This is a genomic window from Nocardia sp. NPDC019219 (assembly GCF_040632645.1).
GTDB classification, from domain to species: domain Bacteria; phylum Actinomycetota; class Actinomycetes; order Mycobacteriales; family Mycobacteriaceae; genus Nocardia; species Nocardia sputorum.
Genome location: NZ_JBEYCG010000014.1, coordinates 147730 through 172166 on the forward strand (window position 1 = coordinate 147730; position 24437 = coordinate 172166).

Here is a 24437-nt window from a genome sequence, read left to right on the forward strand (position 1 = left end):
GCGCGGGACCGGCCCTACAGCGAGTTCACCCAGTTGCGCAGCAGGTGGGCGCCCGCGTCACCGGATTTCTCCGGGTGGAACTGGGTCGCCGAGAGCGCGCCGTTCTCCACCGCCGCCAGGAACGGCACCCCGTGCTCGGACCAGGTCAGTTTGGGCAAGGCGAAATGCTCGCTGGGCGGCAGATCCCAGGTCTGCGCGGCATAGGAGTGCACGAAGTAGAAGCGGGTGTCCGCGTCCAGCCCCGCGAACAGGACGCTGTCGGACGGGGCGGACACGGTGTTCCACCCCATGTGCGGCAGCACCGGCGCGGACAGCCGTTCCACCGTGCCGGGCCATTCGGCGCACCCATCGGTCTCCTCGCCGAATTCGACGCCCCGCTCGAACAGGATCTGCATGCCGACGCAGATGCCGAGCACCGGCCGGCCGCCCGCGAGCCGCTGACCGATCAGGCGCTCGCCCCGCACGCCGCGCAGTCCCGCCATGCACGCGGCGAACGCGCCGACACCGGGGACGACCAGGCCGTCGGCGGCCAGCACGGCCTCCGGGTCGGCGGTCACCTCGACCTGCGCGCCCGCCCGGGCCAGCGCCCGTTCGGCGGAGTGCAGGTTGCCGGAGCCGTAGTCGAGCAGAGCCACCGATTTCGCGCTCACAGCGTCCCCTTCGTCGACGGGACCCCGCTCACCCGGGGGTCGAGTTCCACCGCGGCCCGCAGCGCCCGCGCCACCGCCTTGAATTCGGCCTCGGTGACGTGGTGCTGATCGCGTCCGTAGAGCACCCGCACGTGCAGGGCGATGCGCGCGTTGAGCGCGATCGACTCGAACACGTGGCGGTTGAGCACGGTGGAGTACGGCGCGCCGGGACCGGAACCGGGAATCACCGTGTGCACCAAGTGCTCCGGCTCGCCGGTGTGCACGCAGTAGGGGCGGCCGGACACGTCGACGGCGGCGTGGGCCAGCGTCTCGTCCATCGGGATGTAGGCATCACCGAACCGGCGGATCCCCGCTTTGTCGCCCAGCGCCTTGCCCAGCGCCTGCCCGAACACGATCGCGGTGTCCTCCACCGTGTGATGCGCCTCGATCTCGATGTCGCCCTCCGCGCGCACCGTCAGATCGAAGCTCGCGTGCGCGCCCAGCGCGGTCAGCATGTGGTCGTAGAACGGCACGCCGGTGGCGATCTCGGTCTTGCCGGTGCCGTCCAGATCCAGCTCGACGACGATGCTGGATTCCTTGGTGACCCGCTCCACCCGGGCGGTCCTACTCATGCTCACGTCCAATCGGATCGGCGCCGAAGGTTGCTCGGCGCTGGTTCATCGCGGTGCCAGGTCGGTGCTCGCCAGCACCGCGCTGACCCGCAGCAGTTCGTCGTTCTCGGCGGCGAGGCCGATGGTGGTGCGCAGATAGCCGGTGAGGCCGACGTCGCGGATCAGCACGCCGTGGTCCAGGTAGCGCTGCCAACTGGCGGCGGCGTCGGCGAAACGGCCGAACAGCAGGAAGTTGGCGTCGCTGGGAATCACGTCGTAACCGAGTTCACGCAGAGCGGCCGCCACCCGGTCGCGCTGCGCGGCCAGTTCGGCGACGCTGCCGAGGGTCTCCTCGGCGTGCCGCAGGGCCGCGCGCGCGGCGGCCTGGGTGACCACCGACAGGTGGTAGGGCAAACGCACCAGCAGCATCGCGTCGATCACCGCGGGCGCGGCGACCAGATAGCCGAGCCGCCCGCCCGCGAACGCGAAGGCCTTGCTCATCGTCCTGGTGACCACCAGCTTCGCGGGGAACCGGTCGATCAGCCCGATGGCGCTGGGCTGCGCGGAGAACTCGCCGTAGGCCTCGTCGACCACCACGATGCCGGGCGCGGCCGCGAGGATGCGAGCCAGGTCGTCCGGCGGGATGCTGTGCCCGGTGGGGTTGTTCGGGCTGGTCACGAACACCACGTCGGGCGAGCGCTCGGCGATGGCGGCCAACGCGTGGTCGACGTCGAGGGAGAAGTCGGCGCTGCGCTCGGCTTCGATCCATTCGGTGTCGATGCCTTCGGAGATGATCGGGTGCATCGAGTAGGAGGGCACGAAACCCAAGGCGCTGCGGCCGGGCCCGCCGAATGCCTGCAACAGCTGCTGCAAGATTTCGTTGGAGCCGTTGGCCGCCCAGACGTTGCCGGCGCCGACCTCGACGCCGGTCTGCGCGGTCAGGTACCGCGCCAGGTCGGTGCGCAGCGCGACCGCGTCGCGGTCGGGATAACGGTGCAGGTCCGCGGCGGCCGCGCGGATCGACTCGGCGACGTCGTCGATCAGCGCCCGGCTGGGCGGATGCGGGTTCTCGTTCGTGTTCAGCTGCACGGGGACCGTCAATTGCGGTGCGCCGTAAGGCTTCTTGCCCCGCAGGTTCTCCCGCAGCGGCAGGTCGTCCAGGGTGAGGCCGGCGCCGGGCGCGCTCGCCGCGCGCGTCACGACAGGGCCTCGAAACGCGCCTGCACCGCCTGGCCGTGCGCGGGCAGGTCCTCGGCGTTCGCCAGCGCCACCACGTGGCCCGCGACGTCCTCGAGGGCCGCTTCGGTGTACTCCACGACGTGGATGCCGCGCAGGAAGGTCTGCACGCTCAGGCCGGAGGAGTGCCGCGCGCAGCCCGCGGTGGGCAGCACGTGATTGGAACCCGCGCAGTAGTCGCCCAGGCTGACCGGCGCGTACGCGCCGACGAAGACCGCGCCCGCGCTGCGGACCCGGGCCGCGACCGCTGCCGCGTCGGCGGTCTGGATCTCCAGGTGCTCGGCGGCGTAGGCGTTGACAACGCGCAGGCCCTGCTCGATGTCGTCGACCAGGACGGTGCCGGACTGCTTGCCGCGCAGCGCCTCGCTCACCCGGTGGGCGTGCTTGACCACGGTCAGCTGCGCGGTCAGCGCCGCGTCCACCGCGTCGGCCAGCTGCTCGCTGTCGGTGACCAGCACGCTCGCGGCCAGCACGTCGTGCTCGGCCTGGCTGATCAGGTCGGCGGCGACGTGCACCGGGTCCGCGGTCGCGTCGGCGAGAACGGCGATCTCGGTGGGCCCCGCCTCGGCGTCGATGCCGACCAGGCCGCGGCACAGCCGCTTGGCCGCGGTGACGTAGATGTTGCCCGGGCCGGTGACCAGGTCGACCGGTTCCAGCTGCGCGCCGTCGGTGTCCAGGCCGCCGTAGGACAGCAGCGCGACGCCCTGTGCGCCGCCGACCGCCCACACCTCGTCGACGCCGAGCAGCTGCGCGGCGGCCAGGATGGTGGGGTGCGGCAGCCCGCCGAACCGCGCCTGCGGCGGCGAGGCCACCACCAGCGACCCGACGCCGGCCGTCTGCGCGGGCACCACGTTCATCACCACGCTGGACGGGTAGACGGCGTTGCCGCCCGGCACGTACAGGCCGACCCGCTCGACGGGCACCCAGCGCTCGGTGACGGTGCCGCCGGGCACCACCTCGGTGGTCTTGTCGGCGCGCCGCTGATCGGCGTGCACCTTGCGCGCCCGGGCGATGGACTCCTCGAGCGCGGCGCGAACCGCCGGGTCCAGCCGCTCCAGGGCGGCCTCCAGCTCGGCCGCGGGCACCCGCACCGTCGCCGGGATCACCCCGTCGAAGCGCTCGCTGAACTCCAGCGCCGCCGACACGCCCCGATCGCGGATCGCCTCGACGACCGGACGCACCTGATGCAGCACCGAGTCCACGTCGACTCCCCCGCGCGGCAGCGCGGCGCGCAGCTCGGCGACGGAGGGAGTACGACCGCGCAGATCGACGCGGGCGAGCTCGATGCGGGATGTCATGTGGTGTCGGTCCTTGTCTCCAGCTGATTCCGCAACAGGAAAGTTGCCGCTACCAGCCTAATGGGCCGCCGCCAGCCGTTATCCGCGTGGTCGGGGCGGCCGGGCCGCGCCGGGCCGGTGTGCGCAGGTCCGGCCGCCGGAGACGTGCCCGGTGTGCGCCGAAGTGTGGCGTCGCTCTCGTCCGACCTACTGCGAGCTGTTTCCGATGAAGCTGCGGAACCTGCACGCCCCGTCAGCGGGTGTCGCTGTCGATGAGCGAGGACCCGTTGCCGGGGTTGACCAACCGGAGCGTCACCGATTTGTTCCGGCCGCCGTAGGTCACGCTGGCCACGTTGACGTCCACCGAACCGTCCGCATTGGTGCCGGACCCGCCACCGGCCGCGTCGACGGTGTTGAAGCCCGTGACCCGGTTCTGCGTCCAGTAGGTCTCGAACGCCTGCTGACTGCCGTAGACCTGCTGGGCGGCCGGGGTCAGCTGTTTCCACGCGGCGGAGAAGCTCGAGTACGTCAGATTGTTGTAGAAGTCCACCACTTGATCGATGGACTGCCGCGGGTCGGCCTTGCCGACGCTCTTCGTCTCCCCCACCGGCGCCGCGGCCGACGTCGTGTTGCCGCCCGGTCGCGTCGACGCGACCACCGACGAGGAATTTCCCTGCGCCGCATTGGTGTTCGAGCCCGATGAGCTCAGCAGGTTCACCATGAAGGCTCCCGCCACCACGATCGCTCCGATCAGCGCGCCGATCAGCACCGCGCGGCGCTTGCCCGACGACCCCTGCCGCGGCACCGGACGCGGCTGCGCCATGGTGCGCGGATGCGACGCGGTGTCCGGCTGCACCGGCGGCGCGGGCGCGGGGCGGGGACGCGGCTGGCGCTCGGTCGGCGTGTAGGGCGCCGAGGCCATCGCCGAGGGCCGCAGCTCGCGGGTCGCCGATTCCGGCTGGCCCGCTCTCGGCCGGGTGAAGGCCTCGCTGGCGGGCACGAACCCGGCGGCCACCGGGGCCGGACCGGCGTCGGCGAACGCGGCGAGGTGGTCGCGCGCGGCCCGCATGCTCGGGCGCTCGCGCGGCTCGGGGCTGAGCAGATCGAGCAGGAAATCCGTGGCGGGGCCGGCGTTGCGCGGTTCGCTCAGCTGACCGTTGGCGGCGGCGTAGAGCACCGCGAGCGGGTTGGAGCCCGCGCCGTAGGGCGGCTCGCCCTCGAGCGCGTGGAACAGCGTGGCGCCCAGCGCGAACACGTCGGAGGCGGGGCTGGGGTCGGAGCCGCGGGCGACCTCGGGCGCGAGGTAGGCGGCGGTGCCGCAGATCAGTCCGGTCTCGGTCAGGGTGACGTCGCCGGTGGCGCGGGAGATGCCGAAGTCGGTGATCTTCACCGTTCCGTGATCGTCGAGCAGGATGTTGCCCGGTTTCACGTCGCGGTGCACGATGCCCGCCTGGTGAGCGGCGATCAGCGCCGAGGCGACCTGCTCGCCGATCCGCGCGACCTGGGTCAGCGGCAGGGTGCCCTGGGCGGCGATCACGGCGGCGAGACTCTTGGACTTCAGGTACTCCATCACCAGGCAGGGGTCGCCCTCGTGCTCGGTGATGTCGAACACGACGATCGCGTTCGGATGCTGGAAGCGGGCGGCGTTGCGGGCCTCCCGGATCGCGCGCTGGCGGACCACGTCGCGTTCGGCCTCGGGCAGGCTCGGTTGGATGTGGATCTGCTTGACGGCCACGGAGCGCTGGAGGCGTTCGTCGACGGCACGCCAGACCACGCCCGTGCCGCCGCTACCAATCCGCTCGACCAGGCGGTAATGCTCCGCGATCAACTGACCGGTATCGATGGCGCCTACTCCGAACCTTCTCGAAATCGTGACATCCCGCATATTGATTACTCACGCGGTCCGGGGATGAGTGTAGCGGGCGCCGGAATGCTCGCACGCGTCAGCCGGGGCATCGCGCGGCCCCAAATCGCCCGAAACGGACTATTCGCGGGCGCGCAGCATCCGCCCCGCGGCCTCCACCGCGGGGGCGGAGCTGCCCGCGTCGCTGATGAACACCGAAAACGCCAGGTCGCCGTCGATGCCGACGAACCAGCCGTGCGCGTGCTTGTCATCGATGTACTCCGCGGTACCGGTTTTGCCGAGCAGCCCGGGAAGATCGCGCAATTGCGTCGCGGTGCCGTCGGTGACGGTCTCGCGCATCATGGCTTTCAGCTGGTCGTCTACCTGCGGCGGCAGTGCGTCCGGAGTCCGGTCGGGGGTGCCGGGCTTGCCGGCGACGAGCGTGGGAGCGGGCACGGCGCCGCGGGCGATGGACGCGGCGACCAGGGCCATCCCGAATGGCGACGCTGTCACCTGCCCTTGACCGATCGCCGACTCCACTCGCTGCGCGGAGGTGCCCGCCGCCGGAACTTTTCCGGTGACCGTGGTCAGACCCGGTGTGACGTAATCGATGCCGAGCCCGAGTTGTGCGGCCGCTTTCGTCAGCGCGTCGGCGGGCAGTTGCACGGCGAGGGAGCCCATCGTGGTGTTGCAGGACCGGGCGAACGCGGTGTGCAGCGGCACCGAGCCGAGATCGAAGTTGTTGTCGTTGGGGATGCGGCGGCCCTCGATGTTCGCGGTGCCGGGGCAGGGCAGCACGGTATCGGGTGTCACGCTTCCCGCCTGCAACGCGGCGGAGACGGTCACCGTCTTGAACGTCGAACCCGGCGGGTAGAGCCCGGTCAGCGCGATCGGCCCCTGCGCGTCGGCCGGGGCGTTCTGCGCGACCGCGACGACCTCGCCGGTGGACGGTCGCACGGCGACGATCGCGGCGGGCTGGGCGACCGGGGCGAGCGCCGCCTCGGCCGCGCGCTGCACGCCGAGATCGAGCGTGGTCGCGATGTCCGCGGTGGGCGTGGGATCGGTCCCGGCGACGCGCTCGGTGCCCTGCGGCGTCTGGGCCCGCACCGCCCACCCGGCGTGCGCGTCGGCGGACTGCTGCCACAGCTCGGCCAGTCCGGTCAGGGTCGGCGCGGCCAGCGCCTTGTCGGTGGTCAGCAGCCGGGTCTGCGGCGCGAGGGTGACCCCGGGCAGCGCGCTCAGGCGATCCCGGATCGGGGCGAGGTCCGTCTCGCGAAGGGTGATCGCGGTGACCGGCTTTCCTTGCGCGGCGGCCAGTTCCGCCTGCAGCGACTGCGCGGAGAGGCCGGGCGCGAGCGGGCCGAGCAGATCCGCGACCGCGGGGAGGTCGGCACTGGGAGCGATGTTCACCAGCGTGACGATCTGCTCGGTCATCAGTTCGCCGCCCGCGGCGTCGAGGATGCGGGCCGGCGCCGGATAGACCCTGCTGTAGCTCAACGGTCCCGCGGCAAGCCCGGGGGCGACCGTGGCGGGATCCCACTTCACCCGCCACCCGTTCCCGTCGTCGTGGGCGGTGCCCTCGGTGGTGTAGGTCCACTCGGACTTGCCGTCGTCACCCAGCTTCCAGGTGGCGGCCAACGCGAAACCGTTGTCGTCGACCGAGCGGACCTCGAAGCGGACGTCCTTGCCGAGCCCCTCGTACAGCGCGCCGAGGGTGTCGGAGGCCGCCGCGGGGTTGTCGGTGAGCGCGGCCGCCGCGGCGATGTCGTCGCTGTTCAGCGCTTCGGCGAACTGCCCGGCCACGGTGTCGGGCTGGTCCGGTCCGGACGAGCAGGCGGCGAGCACGAGCACCGGTGCGGTGAACAGGACGAGGGATTTCCGGTTGGTACGCACGCCGACGACCCTAGCGGGCCGCGGCGGGCCGCGAGTTCAGTCGCGCGACCACCGGGCCTGCGCCAGGGCGGCGGCGTCGCCGTCGGACAGGTCGATGTCGAAGACTTCGGCGAGGATCTTGGGCAGGTCGGCGGGTTCCAGTTCGCGCGTATCGCTCGTGCCGTCGGGGTACTCGGTGACGAAGGTGGTGCCGTCCAGCACATGGTGCACGTCCGGGTGGAAGCGCTGCACGTAAGGCCGGGTGGTGAACGGGGAGCGGGGCGAGGTCGACACGAAGTGGTTGCCGACGGCGTAGTCGACGCGGTACTGCGGATTCAGCGTGAAACTGTGCCGGTCGATCCACCCGTCGCGGCCGTATTGGTGCAGCACCCACAGCTCGGAATCCAGCTCCCCGCGGGTGCGCTCCAGCCGGAACTTCCACTCGCCCGCCGCGAATTCTCCGGTCTCCGAAGACAACTCGAACGGCGCGAGCGGTCCGGCGCCGAAGCCGACGTCGCACAGCCAGACTCGGTCGTCTGCGGCGGTCGTCACGCGCAGCAGCGCGTGGGTGGCGGGGCGCAATCCCGCGCCCGCGCCCATGCTCACCCGGCCGCTGAGCCCGGTGACGCCGAAACCGAGTCGTTCCAGCGCGGCCGCGAACAGTCCGACGTTCTCGTAGCAGTAGCCGCCGCGGCGGCGGTGCACGATCTTGTCTTGCAAGCTCGCCAGGTCGAGGGGTATCGACCGGCCGAGGATGATCTCGAGGTTCTCGAACGGGATCGCCGTGGTGTGCGCCCGTACCAGCTCGTGCAGCGTCCGGACGGTGGGGGCACGCTCACCGTCGAAACCGATCCGGGCCAGATAGGCGTCCAGGTCCAGTTCCGGTCCGTCCCAGTGGTAGGCCGGGTCTTCCGGCTTGCTCATCGCGTCCTCGCTTCGTCGTCGGTCTTCTCCGTCAACCGCGCGCAGACACGATCGTGTTCCCGCCTCACGCCGCGCACTTCGCGCCCGCGGGAGCGGGCGGTGCGGTGACGACGCCGTGCGCGACGTCCACCAGGTAGTCGCGGTCGGGGCCGTCGACCGGTTCCGTGCCGAGCAGCAGCCGCTCGACGACGCAGCCGCCCTCGAAGAAGGCCGGGCCGACGCTGTGGTCGCCCGGGGCCACCCGCCCCTCCAGATCGCGCCCGGTGACGACGGTGTACAGGGAGGTGGGCTTGCCCGCGGCGGCGAGCCCGGCGCGCATCTCGAGGCTGGTGGCGTAGGGCACCACGTCGTCGGCGGTGCCGTGCACGAGGAACGCGCGCCGCAGGTCCATCCGGGCGGCCAGCAGGGCGGGTGAGCGTTCGGCGTAGGCGAGCGGACAGGCGGCAGGCGGGCAACCACCCGCGTCGCGCTCGATCTGGGCGGGCAGTGCCGGATCCACCACCGCCGCGCCCAGCCACATGGTGAAATCATCGGCGGGACCGTAGTTGTCCACCCAGTAGTCGAACATCCCGCGCGGCCCGTGCGCCGCCGCGAGGCCGCTGGTGATGCCGCCCTGACTCCAGCCCCACAGCACCGTGCGGGTGATCGAGCCGTGGGTCTGCTGATACCACGCGGTCGCGGCGACGACGTCGCGCCAGCCCGCCCACAGATTCCAGTCTCCGGTGCGCCACGTGCTCTGCGCGGAGCGCAGGTCCATCGCCAGGATCGGCGTCGCGGTGCGCCGCGCGATCGACTCGAGATACGCGGCGAAGTCCGCCGACGACCCGCCGTGCCCGTGCACCGCGACCACGAGCGCCCGCGGAGTCACGTCATCCGCGGCGCACCGGTAGGGCTCGTACACCCGCCCGGTCGCCTCCTCGCCGTCCACGGGCAGCGACACCGGGCGCGCCACGACCCCCGGCGTGCAGGCCGGCTCCGCCGAAACATGTGGGGCGACAAGAATTGTCACGAGCACGCCGGCCAGCGCGCAGCACAGTACGAGTACCGGATATGCCCGTCGCATCCTCGGATGATGTCACGTCGTCAGCGTCTCGGAACACCCCGTCGCAGGCGCGTCACGACGAGCGCCCCGCCCGCTGCCGCGGCGATCCCCACGACCGCGCCGAACGCGGTCACCCCGGCGCTCAACCCGTAGGCGTCGCCGAGGAGACCGGCGGTCAGCGGCAGCACCGCGGCCGGGAGATACCCGCCCACGTTCTGCGCGGCGTTCGCCTCGGCCAGCCGCTCGCCCGGCACGCTCGCGCTGATCGCCGTCAGGCCCCCGAACTGGCCGAGGCCTTGACCGGCCCCGGCGAGCACGGCCGCCGCGACGAACAGCGGAAGCGAGGCCGCGACCAGCGACCCCACCAGCGCCGCCATGCTCGTCACGGTCGCGACCGCACCGCCGAGCAGAATGACGCGCACACCGAACCGTCGTGCCAGAAATTGGATTCCGGTCGCGGCCAGGAACATGGCGAACGCCACCGCCCCGGCGAGCACGCGGTCGGCGGCGCCCAGCAGATGCGCCAGCACCGACGGCCCCAGCGACAGCACGAACGACGTCGCGGTGATGCCCGGGCCGAACACCGCGATCCCGAGCAGCACGGCGGTCCGGCCGTCCGGCGCGACCGACGGGATCCGGATCCACGGGCCGCGTTCTCCGGACCCGGCGGGCAAAGGCAGCCGGACCACGACCGCGAACGCCGTGGCGAGCACGGCGATCTCGACGAGGAACACCGTCACCGTGGGGCCGGGCAGCGTTTCGGACAGGACACCGGCCAGCAATGGCCCGCTACCGGCTCCGAGCACCATCGCGGTCGAGGCGGCCAGCGCGGCGACGCGTTTGCGCTCGGGACCGCCCACATCCGTGACCGCCGCCATTCCCGCCGACACCGCCGCGCCCACCGCCAGGCCGGTGAGCAGCCGCGCGAGCGCCAAGAGCAGGACCGACTGCGCGACGGCGAACAGCACGCAGGCCGCCGTGGCCGCCACCACCGCGGGCAGCAGCACCGGCTTGCGCCCCACCCGGTCCGACACCACACCGGCGACCAGCAGCGCCGCCAGCAAACCGGCGATGTAGCAAGCGAACACCGCGGTCAGCGTGCCGGAGGAGAACCCGATTTCCCGCTGCCACACCACATACAGCGGGGTCGGCGCGTTCGACAACACGAACACCGCGAACACCGGCCACGCCGCCCACCACACCGGATAGCCGCCTGCCCGGCCGTCTTTCGCGTGCGGCTCCGTCACCGTCGATGCCATCATCCCTCCTTGGTTCGACTTTTCTCGTACTGGTACGACAGTAGTCGAACTTAACACCTAGTACGATATAACTCGTACAAGGGGGAGAACGGAAGGAGACGCGATGCCTGCGGCCACGGAGACGAGCACGACGCTGCCCGAGCCGGATCGCGCCGATCTGCGGCTCGACCACGTCCTCGCCGCGCTCAGCGATCCCCTGCGCCTGACCATGGTCCGCCGTCTCCTGCTGGACTCCCCGGAGACCGACCGGCCCTGCTCCTGGTTCGGCATCGATCGCCCCAAATCCACGCTGACGCACCATTTCCGGGTGCTGCGCGAGGCGGGCGTCACCCGGCAGCGGCGCTACGGATTGGAACGCCGCAGCCAGGTCCGCGTCGACGATCTGGAAGCGCGCTTCCCCGGCCTGCTCGACCTGGTCCGCGCCTGGGAACCGGAGAACTGATCCCGATTTTTGGGGGCAGGCCGCGGCGTTCGAGCCCTGTTACGGTCCGGGTATTCATTCCGAGTCCGGATGGCACGGGTCCGCGCGTTCGGACGTCCTCTCATGGAGTCAGCCATGACCTTCGCACCCCGCCGCATCCCCGACGCGACCCTGATCCACACGGCCGAGACCACCGCGGTCTGGCGAGCGCAGCTACTCGCCCAACGGAACGCATTGCGCGGGGCGAATTTCCGGGACGCCGCCGTCGCCTTGTGCGCGCTGGTGGCCGTGGCCGACGGCGCCACCGCGGCGAGGGACCACGCCCTCGTCGCCGAACTGGTCACGACGGACCCGGTCCTGCGCAATTTCCCGGTGGACGACTTGCGCGCCCTGTTCGAGGACAACTGCAATCGGCTGGCGAACGATCCGGTCCTCGGTTGCGCGCACGTGCTGCGGCAGATCGCCAAAGCGGGAGCCCGGCCGGCCGAGGCGGACGCGGTGATCCGCACCGGCATCCTGATCGGCAGCGGCGCGGGCGCCTGCGGCCCGGCCGCGACGGACGCGCTGCGCGACGCCTGCCGGGCGCTGCGCCTGGCCCCCGAGCGCTTCGGCCTCTGAACCACGATCCGAACGCTACGATTCGCCTATGCGTTCGATTGATGCCGCGCAGCGGCGCGCGCGGCTGGCGGTGCGGCACCGGCTGGCCACTCCGGAGCGAGCCGGGCAGGTCGCGGACATCGCCCGCTCGCTGGTGGCCCTGCACGCGACCGATCCGGCGACCGTCTTCCTGTCCGTCGCCGCCCGCGCCGAGGGACTGACGCCCGCGGATGTCGAACAGGCGCTCTACGAGGACCGTTCACTGCTGCGGATGCTGGCCATGCGCCGCACCATGTTCGTCGTGCCGGTGGAGTCGGTGCCGATTCTCCAGGCGTCGTGCGCGGACGCGCTGGCGCACAAGCAGCGGCGCACCTACGGCAAGTACCTGGAACAGGCGGGCATCGGGGACGGCGACGTGCGCCGCTGGTGGGCCGAAGTCGAGACCGAGACGCACAAGGCGTTGCTCGACCGCGGCGCGGCGACCGGCGCCCAGCTGAGCAAGGACGTCCCGCGGTTGCGCACCCAGGTGAACACCGCGCCGGACAAGGCGTATTCGAAGCCGACCAACATCACCACCTGGGTGCTGGTGACCCTCGGCTGCGAGGGCCGCATCGTGCGCGGCAGGCCGAACGGCGGCTGGACCAGCAGTCAGTACACCTGGGCGCCGATCGAGTCGTGGTTGCCCGACGGCGTCGCCGCCCTGCCCGCCGCCGAGGCGCGGGTCGAACTCGTCCGCCGCTGGTTGCGCGCCTTCGGACCCGCGCCGGTGTCCGATCTCAAGTGGTGGACCGGGTGGACGCTCGGCGAGGTGCGCGCGGCACTCGGCGCCCTGGATCTGGTCGAGGTCGACCTGGACGGCGTGCCCGGCGTGCTGCCGGCCGACGACCTGGACCCGGTTCCCGCACCGGAACCCTGGGCGGCGTTGCTGCCCGCCCTCGATCCCACCCCGATGGGCTGGCAGGCGCGGGAGTGGTACCTCGGCCCGCACGCGCCGCGCTTGTTCGACCGCAACGGCAACGTGGGCCCCACCGTCTGGTGGGACGGGCGGATCGTCGGCGGCTGGGCGCAGCGCAGAGACGGCGAGATCGTCTACCGCCTCCTCGAGGACGTGGGAGCGGACGCCGAAGCGCTGATCGCCGCGCAAGCGCAGCGCGTCGCCGAATGGTTCGGCGAGGTGCGCGCCATTCCCCGTTTCCGGACGCCGCTGGAACGCGAGCTCACCGCCTGAGCCGCGGGACGGCACCCGCCGGACCGGCGGGTTCGCGGATTCACCGCGACCGAACTGTGCTGCGTGCCTTGTCGGTTCGCGCACGTGCGGATCGTCGACCGAGTCGCTGCGGGTACAGCCGGAATACGAGGCGGCGGTCCGCGTCTACATGTCCAGCCCGAGGTCGAGCACCCGGACCGAGTGGGTGAGGGCGCCGACGGCGAGGTAGTCGACGCCGGTGCGGGCGTAGTCGGCGGCGACGTCCAGGCTCAGGCCCCCGGAGGACTCCAGTTTCGTCTGCGGGGACGCGGCGTTGCGGCGCTGCACCGCCGCCTGGGTCTGCCAGAGCGGGAAGTTGTCCAGCAGCACCAGTTCCACGTTCTCGGCGAGAACGGCGTCGAGCTGTTCGAGGCTGTCGACCTCCACCTCGCAGGCGATGTCCGGGGCGGCGGCGCGGACCGCGCGCAGCGCTTCGACCACCGATCCGGCGGCGACCACGTGGTTGTCCTTGATCAGCGCGGCGTCACCGAGACCCATCCGGTGATTGACGCCGCCGCCCACGCGCACGGCGTACTTCTGCAACGCGCGCAGTCCGGGCAGCGTCTTGCGGCTGTCCCGGATCCGGCAGTGGGTGCCCGCGACGGCGTCCACCCAGGCGGCGGTCGCCGTGGCGATGCCCGACAGGTGGCACACGAGATTGAGCATGGTGCGCTCCGCGGTGAGCAGTCCGCGCGTCGGGGCGATCAAGGTGAGCACGGATTGTCCCGGCGACACCCGGCTGCCGTCGGCGACCCGATCGGTGACCTCGTAGGCGTCCGCGCCGATCACCTCGTCGAGCACCAGCAACCCGGCGTCCAGCCCGGCAACGGTCCCCGGTTCCCGCGACACCACCGACGCCTTGATCACCGCGTCAGCGGGCACGGTGGCCGCCGTCGTGACGTCCGGTCCATAGCGGAGATCCTCGTCCAGCGCGGCGCGAATGACGCGCAGCACCTCGTCGCGATCCAAGGCGGCATCCAGAGCCATCGAAGTGTCCTTCCTCGCCGAGCGGACGGCGGTCCCACCGGGTACCCGCTCGGCGGCTGTGATCAGGGAATGGGTGCGTACTCGGGCACGCCGTCGCCGTTCAGCCGGATCGGGAGGGCGTGCCGGAGTTCGGGCACGGCGTCCGGGTGATCCGACCGGGTGTGGCAGCCGCGGCTCTCGGTGCGGGCGAGCGCGGCGAGCAGCAGGGCGCGGGCCGTGAGCGTGAGCGCGGCGTCCTCGATCCCGGCGATCGGATCTGCGGCGGCGGTACGCGTGTCGCGGCGGGTGACCACGTCGTCGAGCCGCTTGAGCGCTTCGGCGAGCCCCGCACGGTCGCGGACCACCGAGGCGTGCGTGGTCATCAGGCGCTGCACCACGGCACGGTCGGCGTATTCGGCGGAGCGCGCGGGGATATCGTGCACCCCGGCGCGCTCGCCGAGCCGTTCGGCCGCGGCGGCTCCGGCGCGCTCGCCGACCACCAGACCCTCCAGCAAACTGTTGGACGCCAGCCGGTTCGCCCCGTGCAGACCGGTCCGCGCGACTTCACCCGCCGCGTACAGACCGGGCACTCCGGTGCGGCCGTGGGTGTCGGTGACCACTCCCCCGCACTGGTAGTGCGCGGCAGGCGCGACCGGGATGAGGTCCGTGCGCGGATCGATGCCGGCCGCCAGGCAGGAGGCGGTGATCGTCGGAAACCGTTGCGGGAACCCGTCGATCGAGCGCGCGTCCAGGTAGACGTGCTCGGCGCCGAGCGCTCGCATGCGCGCGGCGATGGCACGGGAGACGACGTCGCGGGGAGCGAGGTCGCCGCGCGGATGCACGCCCGCGGTCACCGGGTCGCCGTCGGTGTCGACCAGGCTCGCCCCTTCGCCGCGCACCGCTTCGCTGATCAGCGGCCTGCGCCCCAGGCCACCCGGGGTGTACAGCACGGTCGGGTGGAACTGCACGAACTCGAGATCGGCGACGGTCGCACCAGCCCAGAGCCCGAGGGCGACGCCGTCCGCGGTGGCGCCCGGCGGATTGGTGCTCAGTGCGTACAGCTGTCCGAGGCCGCCGGTGGCCAGCAGCACGGCGGGCGCGTGCACGACGCCGAACCCCCGCTCCGACACCGCTACGACGCCGCGCACGCCGTTCGGCCCGGTGACGACGTCGGCGACCGCCGCGCCGAACAGCACCGGCAGCCCGGCCTCGTTCAGCGCCCGCTGCACCTCCGCACCCGTGGCGTCGCCCCCGGCGTGGATGATGCGGCGGGTGCTGTGCCCGCCTTCGCGGGTCCGCGAGATCTGGCCGTCGCGGCCGAGGTCGAACACCGCGCCCAGATCGGTGAGTGCGGCGACGGCGGCCTGCCCGCCCTCGACGATGGAGCGCACCGCGTCCACGTCGCACAGTCCGGCGCCCGCCTCCACCGTGTCGTGCACGTGCGATTCGACCGAGTCGCCGTGCGGCGCCACGACGGCGATGCCGCCCTGGGCGTACTGGGTGGACGTGTCCGTCGGCCCGCCTTTGCTGAGCGTGAGCACCCGCAGGCCACGCAGTGACGCGGTGCGCGCCGCGGTCAGTCCCGCGACGCCGCCGCCGATCACGACCAGATCGGCCTCGGCCTCCCAGTCGATCGAAACCCGGGTTGTCATCGGCCCGCGCCTCTCCGTCTTCCGATCCGCGAACGCTCTCCGGTGCGGGCGCCGCGATCAGCGCGTTCCACCGGAGAGCGACCCGCCGCCAGGGCAGCGGTCGGACTCATTCACCGCCGCCGGGATTGCCGATCGCGATCATCCGCTGCACCGAGTTACGCCCCAGCGCAGCGGTTTCCGGATCGACGTGCACCTCGTCGCGGCCCTCGACCAAGCAGCGCAGCAGCGCCGCCGGGGTGATCATCTTCATGTACTTGCACGAGGCCCGGTCGTTCACGGCCTGGAAGTCGATGCCAGGGGCGGCCTTGCGCAGCTGATGCAGCATGCCGACCTCGGTCGCCACCAGCACCTGATTCGACTTCGCCGCCTTGGCCGCGTCGATCATGCCTCCGGTGGACAGGATGTGCACCCGCTCGGCCGGGAACGCGCCCTCGCCCGCCAGGTACAGCGCCGAGGTGGCGCAGCCGCATTCGGGGTGCACGAACAGCTCCGCGTCCGGATGGGTGCGCGCCTGCTCGGTCAGCTCGTCGCCGTTGATGCCCGCGTGCACGTGGCACTCGCCCGCCCAGATGTGCATGTTCGCGCGACCGGTGACCCGCTTGACGTGTGCGCCGAGGAACTGGTCGGGAAGGAACAGCACCTCGCGGTCCGGGTCGATCGAGGCGACCACGTCCACCGCGTTGGACGAGGTGCAGCAGATGTCGGTGAGGGCCTTCACCTCGGCCGTGGTGTTCACGTAGGACACGACCACCGCGTTCGGGTGCTCGGCCTTCCAGGCGCGCAGCTCGTCGGCCGTGATCGAATCCGCGAGCGAACATCCCGCGCGCTGATCCGGGATGAGCACGGTCTTGGCGGGGCTGAGAATCTTCGCGGTCTCGGCCATGAAGTGCACGCCGCAGAACACGATCGTGTCCTCGGGCGCCTCGGCCGCGATCCGCGACAGCGCCAGCGAGTCGCCGACGTGGTCGGCCACGTCCTGGATCTCCGGCAGCTGGTAGTTGTGCGCCAGGATCGTCGCGTTGCGCTCCCTGGCCAGTCGCTTGACCTCCTGCGCCCACTCCGGCCCAGCCTCGACACCCGCGAACCCGGAGGGTCCGTCGAACACCTGCCCCATCAGCGGAGGCGCCAGTTTCGCACCCGTCGTCGCCATGGATGGCTCCCTTCCTCGTGCGGTCGGCTACACCGCCGATTCGCACCAAACCAGGTTTTCGACTTATAATCGAAAACGTGGCCCATAGTAGCACCATCCACGAATCGCTCACCGCGGTGTTCCAGGTTCGTCGCTTCCCCCGGGACATCGCCGCAGGTCGCAGCTCCGTGGACCGCGCGGAGGGCATGCTGCGACGCTGTCCGCCCGATCAGCGGACCGAACTCGCGGTGCTGCTGTGGGAACGGGCGCTCGACCCCCAGAAGGGCACCTGGTCGCTGCCCGGCGGCCGCCTGCGCGACGACGAGGACCTCGACACCTCCGCGCGCCGACAGCTCGCCGAGAAGGTCGACGTGCGTGAGCTGAGCCATCTGGAGCAGCTCTCGGTGTTCAGCGCACCCGACCGGGTGCCGAGCCCGCGCCGCATCGCCTCGGCTTACCTCGGCCTCGTTCCGCTGACCGCCGACCCCCACCTGCCCTCGGACACCGCGTGGCACCCGGTCTCGGCATTGCCGGACATGTCCTTCGACCACCGCACGGTGGTCGACCACGCCCGCACCCGCCTGGCCGCGAAACTGTCCTACACCAACATCGCCTTCGCCCTCGCGCCGGACCGGTTCACGATGTCCACCTTGCGCGAAATCTACTGCGCCGCACTCGGATACGACGTGGACCCGACGAACCTCCAGCGGGTTCTCTCCCGCCGCAAAGTCATCACGCCCACCGGCGCCACCGCCGCACCCGGCCGGGCCGGCGGCCGCCCCGCCGCGGTCTACCGCTTCAGCGACTCCGGCCTGCGCGTCACAGACGAATTCGCCGCCCTGCGCCCGCCCGGTGCATCCTGATCAACGGCGCCCTCTGCGCGAAGCACTGTTCACACTCGCACGGCTGCTCCGTGCGCGGCCCACCCGCGAGCACTTGCGCGAAGGGGCTTCGGGTCAGTAGGCGGTGGCCACTTTCCGGTGCTTGTCCTTGCGTCGATACTGCCGCTTGCTCCGTACCGGGCGCGCGGCGTTGCTGCGGCGCAAGGCATCTCGCCGCCGCCAAGCCGCTAGATCCGCGCGCTCCGCGGCGACAGGAGGCGTCTGCGGCACCGTTTGATGTACTCGATTCATCGCTCCGCCTCCTTCGACACGCTCGCGGCTGCATCCGGTCGCCCACGCTATCCCGCTACCGGTCCCCTTCCACTTGTTTTCGCCGCGGGCGAGCGGTGCACCCCTGCGGACCGGATACGACGGCCACGCGGAGGGCCTCGCTCACATCCCCGGGGAGGTGCGCGCACCCGCAGCCCAGCATCACGGCAGCCGACCGGGCCAGATGCCGCTGGACCGAGCGAGCCGGCCGCCCCACGCCCGGATCCGGCGTGTCACGCCGTGGAATAGGCGAGGACCGCTTGTGTCGGTTAGCTCACAAACCGAGGCGCACGGTGTCGCGAAGCGCCGATTCGTGGCAGTGTCGACTGTTGAGACCGGGCTTTCGATGTGATCCGCTCGGCTCATCTACAGAAAAGAATGAAGTAAGCAATGGCTCAAGGCAGTGTGAAGTGGTTTAACAGCGAAAAGGGCTTCGGCTTCATCGCGCAAGACGGTGGCGGCGCCGACGTCTTCGTTCATTACTCCGCCGTGTCCGGCTCGGGATTCAAGTCCCTCGAAGAAGGACAGCGCGTGGAGTTCGAGATCGGCCAAGGACAGAAGGGCCCGCAGGCCCAGGACGTTCGCGCGATCTGATCGACGTAGCCAGGTAGGAGCCCCGCACCTTTCCGGGTGCGGGGCTTTTGCGTGTTCCGGCGCGACGTCGTAACCGATCAGGCGGTTTTCATCTGCGGGTCGGGTGGCGGGGCCTCGGTCCGCTGCGTCACCCGCGATGCGGCCCAGAAGGCCAGTTCGACCAGCCAGAACAGCAGGAGGAACACCGTCACCACGGTCACGGGAACGGCGAGGAAGAACACCGAGGGAACAGCGACGACGACGAACCGGGCGGCATCGCCCGCGCTCGCGCCACGCAACCGGTGGGCCGCGCGCACGGCCGCCCACATCATCCAGCGGCGCGGCAGCGACACCCCGAGTTCGTGCAGGCTCCGGCGGAAGATGCCGTCGGCGTCGGCCACGCTCACCGCGTTCGAACTGAGCAGATAGTCGTGCAGGATCGCGGCGCGGGTGTAACTGCCGTACCGCGGGATCAGCCAGACCAGCGCGCGCGGCACCGAGGCGAAATCGGTGCGGAAACCGGCGGGAACCACGAATTCCGCACTCGCGCCGCGATAGACGAGCGGTTCGGTCACCCGCCAGAACTTGGCGTCGAGCTCTTCGACGATCGGCCCGCCGCCGACAAACGTCACGTCCTGTTCCTTCCGCGCACGCTTCGTTCCACACCGACGGCGGGACGAAAAACCCTCCGCCGACGCGGCTGCCCGCCGGACGACGCGTCAGTACCGCGGTCGGTATTCGGGAACCGAGTACTCCTCCGAGGCAGGCTCGTAGCCACGATAGGGCAGCTCGCCCCCACTCGCAGCCGCACCATAGGGGACCGCGGCGGGGGTGTCGTACCCCTCCTCGTCCCGGGCGGTGCGACGGCCGCTGCCGAGATCCTCCGACGTGCTGAGCGCGGCGAGGAACAGCATCACGAACGACGCGATCAGCGGCTGCACGATCAGCGCGAGCGCACTACCCAGTTCGATCGGCAACGTGACGATCTGGCCGACCGGCGGGTCGCTCGGACGCGGATGCGACCAGGCGGCGATCTGCTCCCCCACGGTGGCCATCACCCATGCGCCTACGCCGGAGCCGATCAACAGGCCGATCTGCAGCAGCGGCCCGCGTGCCGAGCGCCACCGCCACACGGCGAGCGCGCAGAGCAGCCCGAGCACCGCTCCCGCCAGCACGAAAATCGCCAGCGCGTCGAATTGATGCGCGCTCTCCCCGGTCAAGGCGACCCCGCGGCCCGGCTCCACCACGAGCAGCCGCTCGGTCGGCGCCCAGAAGCCCCATGCGACACCGGCGAGCGCGCTCACCACCACCACGGCGACGGCGACCACCGCCGCCGCGCGCACCGCGCCCCGCACCGACGCCACTAGCGGCGTTCCGATGCGGCCGAGTCGATGACGCCGTGCCGCGAGCACTTGGCCCACCAGCCGTCCGGGCTCACCTGCACGATCATGCGGCGACCGCACTGTTCGCAGAAACGCGGCGGCTCCAGGCCCAGCGCGGCGGCTGCCGGGATGGCGTCGTCGAGGCCCAGCACGATTCGCTTGCCGGTGAACGGGTTGTAGCGCTCGTCCATAGTCATGACAGTACCCATGCTCGCCTGCCTCATCCTCGCAACCGAGCCGGTCAGAGCGTTTCGTTGAGCGCCTTGATCGGCATCTTCAGCTCGCCGAGCAAGTCCAGGTCCTGTTCGGCCGGGCGACCGAGGGTGGTCAGGTAATTGCCGACGATGACGGCGTTGATGCCGCCCAGAATGCCCTGCTTGGCGCCCAGATCGCCCAAGGTGATCTCGCGGCCGCCCGCGAAGCGCAGCATGGTGCGCGGCAGCGCGAGCCGGAACGCGGCGACGGCCCGCAACGCGTCGGACGCGGGCAGCACCTCCAGGTCGCCGAACGGGGTGCCCGGTCGCGGGTTGAGGAAGTTCAGCGGCACCTCGTCGGGCTCGAGTTCGGCCAGGTTCGCGGCGAACTCCGCGCGCTGCTCCAGCGTCTCGCCCATGCCCAGGATGCCGCCGCAACACACCTCCATGCCCGCTTCGCGAACCATGCGCAGGGTGTCCCAGCGCTCCTCCCAGGTGTGCGTGGTGACCACGTTCGGGAAGTAGGAGCGCGAGGTCTCCAGGTTGTGGTTGTAGCGGTGCACGCCCATGGCGGCCAGCTGGTCGACCTGCTCCTGGGTGAGCATGCCGAGCGAGCAGGCCACCTGGATGTCGACCTCGTTGCGGATCGCCTCGACGCCCGCGGCCACCTGCGCCATCAGGCGCTCGTCGGGACCGCGCACCGCGGCCACGATGCAGAATTCGGTGGCGCCGGTCTTCGCGGTCTGCTTGGCGGCCTCGACCAGGCTCGGGATGTCCAGCCACGCGGCGCGCACCGGGGACTGGAACAGGCCCGACTGCGAGCAGAAGTGGCAGTCCTCCGGGCAGCCGCCGGTCTTGAGGCTGATGATGCCCTCGACCTCGACCTCGGGGCCGCACCACTTCATGCGCACCTCGTGGGCGAGGGCGAGCAGTTCCTCCAGCCGGTCGTCGCCCAAGCGCAGCACCTCGAGGGTCTGCTCCTGGTTCAGCCCTTCCCCGCGCTCGAGCACCTGCTCGCGGGCGATCGACAGAATGCCGGTGTCTACAGGTGCCTGGGTCACTGCAACGAATCCCTTCGTCCGGCCGAGGTGGCCGTGCAACTTGAACGGTGTTCAGGCTAGGGTAGCGGTAGGAGTGAGTCAAAGCACGACGGGAAGGGCATCGAGTGCAACTGCACCGGGCGGACGTGGTCGACGGCGCCATCGCGATTCTGGACCGATACGGCCTGGCCGACCTGACCATGCGCAGACTGGCCGGTTCCCTCCAGGTCCAGCCGGGCGCGTTGTACTGGCACTTCCCCAACAAGCAGGCGCTGCTGGGCGCGGTCGCGGACAAGATCCTCGCGCCGATGGAGGACCCGATCGAGGCCGGGGAATGGTCGGGGCAGATCACCGAGTTGGCCCACCGGCTGCGCGACTGCCTGCTGGCATACCGCGACGGCGCCGAGTTGGTCTCGGCGACATACGCTTCCCGGCTCACCACGAGCAAGGGACGGGAACGTCTGGTGAGCGCCGCGATCCGGGCGGGCATGCCGCGCGAAGAGGCCGAACTCGCGGCGTTCACGCTGCTCTACTACGTCCTCGGCGAGACCGTGGACGAACAGTCGAGGATGCAGATGGACTCGGTGGGCGCCCTGCCCGAGGGCGCGTCGCCGATGGAGGAAACCACCGACGCCACCGCCCGTTTCGACTTCGGCCTGCAATTGTTCGTCGCGGGTGTGCGGCACCTGCTGGGCACCCGCGTCCGCTGACGCGGTGCGCGTCGCCACGGCGGTTCCGTATTCGGTGTAGCGAGGGGCTGCCGACAGGATCGATCGCCTCCGCCTCGCGGGTGCGCGCTCGGAGTCAGCGCAGATGCGTGTTCAGGAAGGCCAACGCATCCGGAAGCGAAGCCAGGAACGCGCCGCTGTGATCCTTGCCCGCGTATTCTTCGACCGTCACCCGTATTCCGGTATTCAGCTGCTGCAGGCGCTTCCCGTAATCGTCGGTGCCGGTGGGAAGGACGTCGATGTCGGCGGTGCCGTAGCCGATCATGAGATCACTGATGAACCGGTCTTCCGGGTACCCCGCCAAGGCGGTGATGTCGTCGGCGAATGTCGGCGTCGGCCGGTCGGGGTCGGCGAACAGGGCCGCAGGTCGGCGCCCCTCGGCGCGCATGACCAGATCCGAAAGGCATTCGTCGGCGGCCTTCTGCACGAATTCCCTGCCGAAATCGGAGAGGTACGGGATGACACTGCCGGGTTTCCGCTCCTCCAGCGAGGCCAGGAAGTACGCCGCATAGGCGATCTGATTCTTCGAGCCGGTCGAAGTCGGCCGGAACATCTCCGGCAGGCTCGTGCTCGGGTCGGTCCGCAGACCGGTGGCTATCACCCCGCTCAATCCCGGCGCGGAACCGCCTTTCTCGGCATACAGGGCCGCAGCGCTCATCGCGGCGTGCGCACCTTCCGACTGGCCGATGACAACCCACCTGTGCGACAGCGGGATCGGAGTCGCGCGCAGCGCCGCGACCGCGTCCACTATCGACATGCCCTCGACGTTCGCGTTGTAGTAGCTGAACTGCCCGCCGGTGCCGAGCCCCTGATAGTCGGGAGCCAGCACCGCGTATCCGTGGTTCAGTATCTGATCGAAATAGGTTTTGTTCCGCTCGGACTGTGGCCGGCGCGAGGGTGCGCAGGCATCGCCGATGCCCGCCGTTCCGTGTGCCCACACCACCAATGGCCAGCCGCCCAGCGGCGGCAATCCCGCGGGCAGATAGAGCGCGCCGGACGCCTGCGCGGGCGCGCCGTGCTGATCGGTCGTGGTGTAGCCGATCCCGAAGGACACCGCGGCCGCGGGGAACGACCACGCGGTGTCGAGCAGCTCGAACGCGCTCAGCTGCCCGGCCTTCGGGCTTTCCGCTGTCGCCGGCGCCACCCCGAGCGTGACCGCGACGCACATGCCTATCGAGGCGGCGAGGAGACCGGATCGCCGAAGGAAGGATGTGGACATGCCGCAGCACCCTACCGACGGACGCCGGTGATCGTGCCCGAGCGACACCGGCCACCAGTGGCAATTTCCATCCCGCGGAACGGATGCGAAAGCCGTCTACCCGGTCTCGGCGGACGGCTGCCGCGCCGGTGGCGCGACCACGCCCGGAAACCATCGATGCATCGCGTAGGCGCCCGCCGCGGCGGTGAGCGCGAGCGCGATGGCCGCTCCGCCGAGCACGGTCACGGCGCTGATCGCGCCGACCGCCACCGGCCCGGCGAACATGCCGATGTCGTGGGTGAGCCGCCAGGCGCCGAGGAACTCCGCGCGCTGCCCGTCGGGCGCGACGTCGGCGCCCACCGTCATGATCAGCCCGTTGCTCATGCCGTTGGCGAGCCCGAGCAGTAGGGCGGCGCAACCGAGACCGAGCACCGAGGAGGTCCACGGCAGCACGCCGAAACCGGCGGCGAACAGGATCATCGACGGCACGCCGGTGGCGCGTCTGCCGTAGCGATCCAGCCACACCCCCGCCGGATACGACATCAGCACGTCCATCGCGCCCGCGACGCCGAACACCAGGCTGGTGGTCGACGCGCTCACCCCGAGGTGCGCCGCCCACAACGGCAGCAGCGCCAGCCGCGCCGCCCGTGCCGCGCCGACCAGCAACGCGGCCAGGCCGAGCGTGCCGAGGGTCCTGCGGTGCTCGACCACGATCGCTGTCAACGCATGCCCCGCGCCCGGCCCACCCGATGCTTCGGGTGATCGGATCGCCGCCATGGCCGCGCCGGACACCACCGTGGTGACCAGTTGCAACCACAGCGCACCGTGGGGACCGACCGAATGCACCACGGCCGCACCGAGAAACGGTCCACAGAAGAAGCCCAGCCGCATCGAACCGGCCAGCGTCGACATCGCGCGCCCGAGGTCGTGCGCGGGGACCACGGTTACGAGATAGGACTGGCGAGCCAGGCCCCACACCGCGCTCGCCGCGCCGTTGAGCAGCATGCCCAGCGCGAGCACGCCGACGTTCGGCGCGACGATCGCCGCGAGCACGCCGATCGCGCCGAGCACCGAACCCACCGCCAGCGCGCCGCGCTCCCCGATCGTGGCGACCACCCGTCCGGCGGGCAGATCGGTGAGCACCATGCCCAGCCCGGACAGCGCGACGACGACTCCGGCCAGACCGGCCGAAGCCCCCAGATCCAGCGCGCGCAGCGCGTACATCGGGGCCGCCGCGCCGGACCCGATGCCGTACACCACCATCGGCACGAACACGGTCCAGACCAGCGACCGCAGCCGCACCCCCGCGACTTCGCCGACCGCAACAGAACGCTCGCTCATCGCATCACCGACGGGGTGTGCCGGGAGCGTCGCCGCGCTGGGCTCCGGCTGGTCGGTTCCCGTCCGCGGTCACCGGCCGAGGCGAGGCTGTCTCGTGCCGACCACGCGCCACACCGGAGCGCGACT

General features: G+C 71.1%; 25 protein-coding genes. 6 read left to right on the forward strand and 19 right to left on the reverse strand.

Going from position 1 to position 24437, the window contains the following annotated elements; translation table 11 throughout:
• Window positions 1-14 precede the first annotated feature (14 nt).
• The 9 genes from hisH to ABZ552_RS24720 form a co-directional block, all read right to left on the reverse strand.
• The gene (hisH, locus tag ABZ552_RS24680) at window positions 15-650 is read right to left on the reverse strand and encodes an imidazole glycerol phosphate synthase subunit HisH (RefSeq protein ID WP_357439989.1); all 636 of its coding nucleotides are present in this window, start codon (window positions 648-650) and stop codon (window positions 15-17) included.
• Window positions 647-1261, reverse strand: a complete 615-nt coding sequence (gene hisB, locus ABZ552_RS24685) for an imidazoleglycerol-phosphate dehydratase HisB (protein WP_159845859.1) — start codon at window positions 1259-1261, stop codon at window positions 647-649. Before hisB ends, hisH begins: the two co-directional genes overlap by 4 nt.
• 45 nt (window positions 1262-1306) lie before the next feature.
• A complete protein-coding gene (locus tag ABZ552_RS24690; RefSeq protein ID WP_357439994.1) occupies window positions 1307-2440 on the reverse strand; it encodes a histidinol-phosphate transaminase in 1134 nt (377 codons plus the stop codon).
• The gene (hisD, locus tag ABZ552_RS24695; protein ID WP_281874484.1) at window positions 2437-3774 is read right to left on the reverse strand and encodes a histidinol dehydrogenase; all 1338 of its coding nucleotides are present in this window, start codon (window positions 3772-3774) and stop codon (window positions 2437-2439) included. The genes ABZ552_RS24690 and hisD overlap by 4 nt, the downstream gene beginning before the upstream one ends.
• Window positions 3775-4006: 232 nt before the next feature.
• Window positions 4007-5581, reverse strand: coding sequence for a serine/threonine-protein kinase (locus ABZ552_RS24700; protein WP_350356341.1), 1575 nt, complete (start codon window positions 5579-5581; stop codon window positions 4007-4009).
• A 156-nt stretch (window positions 5582-5737) separates the two neighbouring features.
• Window positions 5738-7489 carry a penicillin-binding transpeptidase domain-containing protein gene (locus ABZ552_RS24705; RefSeq protein WP_357439997.1) on the reverse strand — a complete coding sequence of 584 codons (1752 nt, stop codon included), beginning with the start codon at window positions 7487-7489 and terminating at the stop codon, window positions 5738-5740.
• A gap of 36 nt (window positions 7490-7525) precedes the next feature.
• On the reverse strand, window positions 7526-8392 hold the full coding sequence (locus ABZ552_RS24710; protein ID WP_357440000.1) for an arylamine N-acetyltransferase: 867 nt from the start codon (window positions 8390-8392) through the stop codon (window positions 7526-7528).
• A 64-nt stretch (window positions 8393-8456) separates the two neighbouring features.
• Complete coding sequence (locus ABZ552_RS24715) at window positions 8457-9455, reverse strand: prolyl oligopeptidase family serine peptidase (RefSeq protein WP_357440003.1); 999 nt, start codon at window positions 9453-9455, stop codon at window positions 8457-8459.
• A gap of 20 nt (window positions 9456-9475) precedes the next feature.
• A complete protein-coding gene (locus ABZ552_RS24720; RefSeq protein WP_357440007.1) occupies window positions 9476-10693 on the reverse strand; it encodes an MFS transporter in 1218 nt (405 codons plus the stop codon).
• A 103-nt stretch (window positions 10694-10796) separates the two neighbouring features.
• Between ABZ552_RS24720 and ABZ552_RS24725 the strand changes: the two genes are divergently transcribed.
• From ABZ552_RS24725 to ABZ552_RS24735, 3 genes are all read left to right on the forward strand, one after another.
• Entirely contained in the window at window positions 10797-11135 is a 339-nt protein-coding gene (locus tag ABZ552_RS24725; protein ID WP_281874494.1) for an ArsR family transcriptional regulator, read from the forward strand.
• 114 nt (window positions 11136-11249) lie between these two features.
• Window positions 11250-11732, forward strand: coding sequence for a TerB family tellurite resistance protein (locus tag ABZ552_RS24730; RefSeq protein WP_281874495.1), 483 nt, complete (start codon window positions 11250-11252; stop codon window positions 11730-11732).
• Between the two features lie 28 nt (window positions 11733-11760).
• Window positions 11761-12939 carry a winged helix DNA-binding domain-containing protein gene (locus tag ABZ552_RS24735; protein ID WP_357440011.1) on the forward strand — a complete coding sequence of 393 codons (1179 nt, stop codon included), beginning with the start codon at window positions 11761-11763 and terminating at the stop codon, window positions 12937-12939.
• A gap of 144 nt (window positions 12940-13083) precedes the next feature.
• On the opposite strand, the gene nadC is transcribed toward ABZ552_RS24735, so the two are convergent.
• The 3 genes from nadC to nadA all read right to left on the reverse strand — a co-directional run bounded on the left by nadC (window position 13084) and on the right by nadA (window position 16725).
• Window positions 13084-13944: a carboxylating nicotinate-nucleotide diphosphorylase gene (gene nadC, locus ABZ552_RS24740; RefSeq protein ID WP_357440014.1), complete on the reverse strand. Its 861-nt coding sequence runs from the start codon at window positions 13942-13944 to the stop codon at window positions 13084-13086.
• Window positions 13945-14006: 62 nt separating this feature from the next.
• Window positions 14007-15575 carry an L-aspartate oxidase gene (locus ABZ552_RS24745; protein WP_357440017.1) on the reverse strand — a complete coding sequence of 523 codons (1569 nt, stop codon included), beginning with the start codon at window positions 15573-15575 and terminating at the stop codon, window positions 14007-14009.
• Between the two features lie 106 nt (window positions 15576-15681).
• Window positions 15682-16725, reverse strand: a complete 1044-nt coding sequence (gene nadA / locus ABZ552_RS24750; RefSeq protein WP_039797226.1) for a quinolinate synthase NadA — start codon at window positions 16723-16725, stop codon at window positions 15682-15684.
• 77 nt (window positions 16726-16802) lie between these two features.
• Between nadA and ABZ552_RS24755 the strand changes: the two genes are divergently transcribed.
• On the forward strand, window positions 16803-17567 hold the full coding sequence (locus ABZ552_RS24755) for an NUDIX domain-containing protein (RefSeq protein ID WP_281917111.1): 765 nt from the start codon (window positions 16803-16805) through the stop codon (window positions 17565-17567).
• A 93-nt stretch (window positions 17568-17660) separates the two neighbouring features.
• Here ABZ552_RS24755 and ABZ552_RS24760 read toward each other — a convergent pair whose 3' ends face one another.
• Window positions 17661-17837 (reverse strand): hypothetical protein, encoded by a 177-nt coding sequence (locus ABZ552_RS24760; RefSeq protein WP_281874500.1) that lies wholly within the window; start codon window positions 17835-17837, stop codon window positions 17661-17663.
• Between the two features lie 408 nt (window positions 17838-18245).
• On the opposite strand from ABZ552_RS24760, the gene ABZ552_RS24765 reads away from it, so the two are divergent.
• Complete coding sequence (locus ABZ552_RS24765) at window positions 18246-18449, forward strand: cold-shock protein (RefSeq protein ID WP_040741190.1); 204 nt, start codon at window positions 18246-18248, stop codon at window positions 18447-18449.
• 77 nt (window positions 18450-18526) lie between these two features.
• Here the strand turns inward: ABZ552_RS24765 and ABZ552_RS24770 are convergent, their stop codons facing one another.
• The 4 genes from ABZ552_RS24770 to bioB all read right to left on the reverse strand — a co-directional run bounded on the left by ABZ552_RS24770 (window position 18527) and on the right by bioB (window position 21065).
• Window positions 18527-19060: a DUF1353 domain-containing protein gene (locus ABZ552_RS24770; RefSeq protein ID WP_281874501.1), complete on the reverse strand. Its 534-nt coding sequence runs from the start codon at window positions 19058-19060 to the stop codon at window positions 18527-18529.
• An 87-nt stretch (window positions 19061-19147) separates the two neighbouring features.
• Complete coding sequence (locus ABZ552_RS24775; protein WP_281917103.1) at window positions 19148-19792, reverse strand: DUF2567 domain-containing protein; 645 nt, start codon at window positions 19790-19792, stop codon at window positions 19148-19150.
• Complete coding sequence (locus tag ABZ552_RS24780) at window positions 19792-20019, reverse strand: hypothetical protein (RefSeq protein WP_281917102.1); 228 nt, start codon at window positions 20017-20019, stop codon at window positions 19792-19794. Before ABZ552_RS24780 ends, ABZ552_RS24775 begins: the two co-directional genes overlap by 1 nt.
• A gap of 32 nt (window positions 20020-20051) precedes the next feature.
• Window positions 20052-21065, reverse strand: coding sequence for a biotin synthase BioB (gene bioB / locus ABZ552_RS24785; RefSeq protein ID WP_195087734.1), 1014 nt, complete (start codon window positions 21063-21065; stop codon window positions 20052-20054).
• 104 nt (window positions 21066-21169) lie between these two features.
• On the opposite strand from bioB, the gene ABZ552_RS24790 reads away from it, so the two are divergent.
• Window positions 21170-21754: a TetR/AcrR family transcriptional regulator C-terminal domain-containing protein gene (locus ABZ552_RS24790; RefSeq protein WP_281874506.1), complete on the forward strand. Its 585-nt coding sequence runs from the start codon at window positions 21170-21172 to the stop codon at window positions 21752-21754.
• A gap of 94 nt (window positions 21755-21848) precedes the next feature.
• Here ABZ552_RS24790 and ABZ552_RS24795 read toward each other — a convergent pair whose 3' ends face one another.
• Together ABZ552_RS24795 and ABZ552_RS24800 are read right to left on the reverse strand one after the other, a co-directional pair.
• Window positions 21849-22991, reverse strand: coding sequence for an alpha/beta fold hydrolase (locus ABZ552_RS24795; protein WP_281917101.1), 1143 nt, complete (start codon window positions 22989-22991; stop codon window positions 21849-21851).
• 96 nt (window positions 22992-23087) lie between these two features.
• Window positions 23088-24311, reverse strand: coding sequence for an MFS transporter (locus ABZ552_RS24800; RefSeq protein ID WP_281917100.1), 1224 nt, complete (start codon window positions 24309-24311; stop codon window positions 23088-23090).
• Between the last annotated feature and the right edge of the window lie 126 nt (window positions 24312-24437).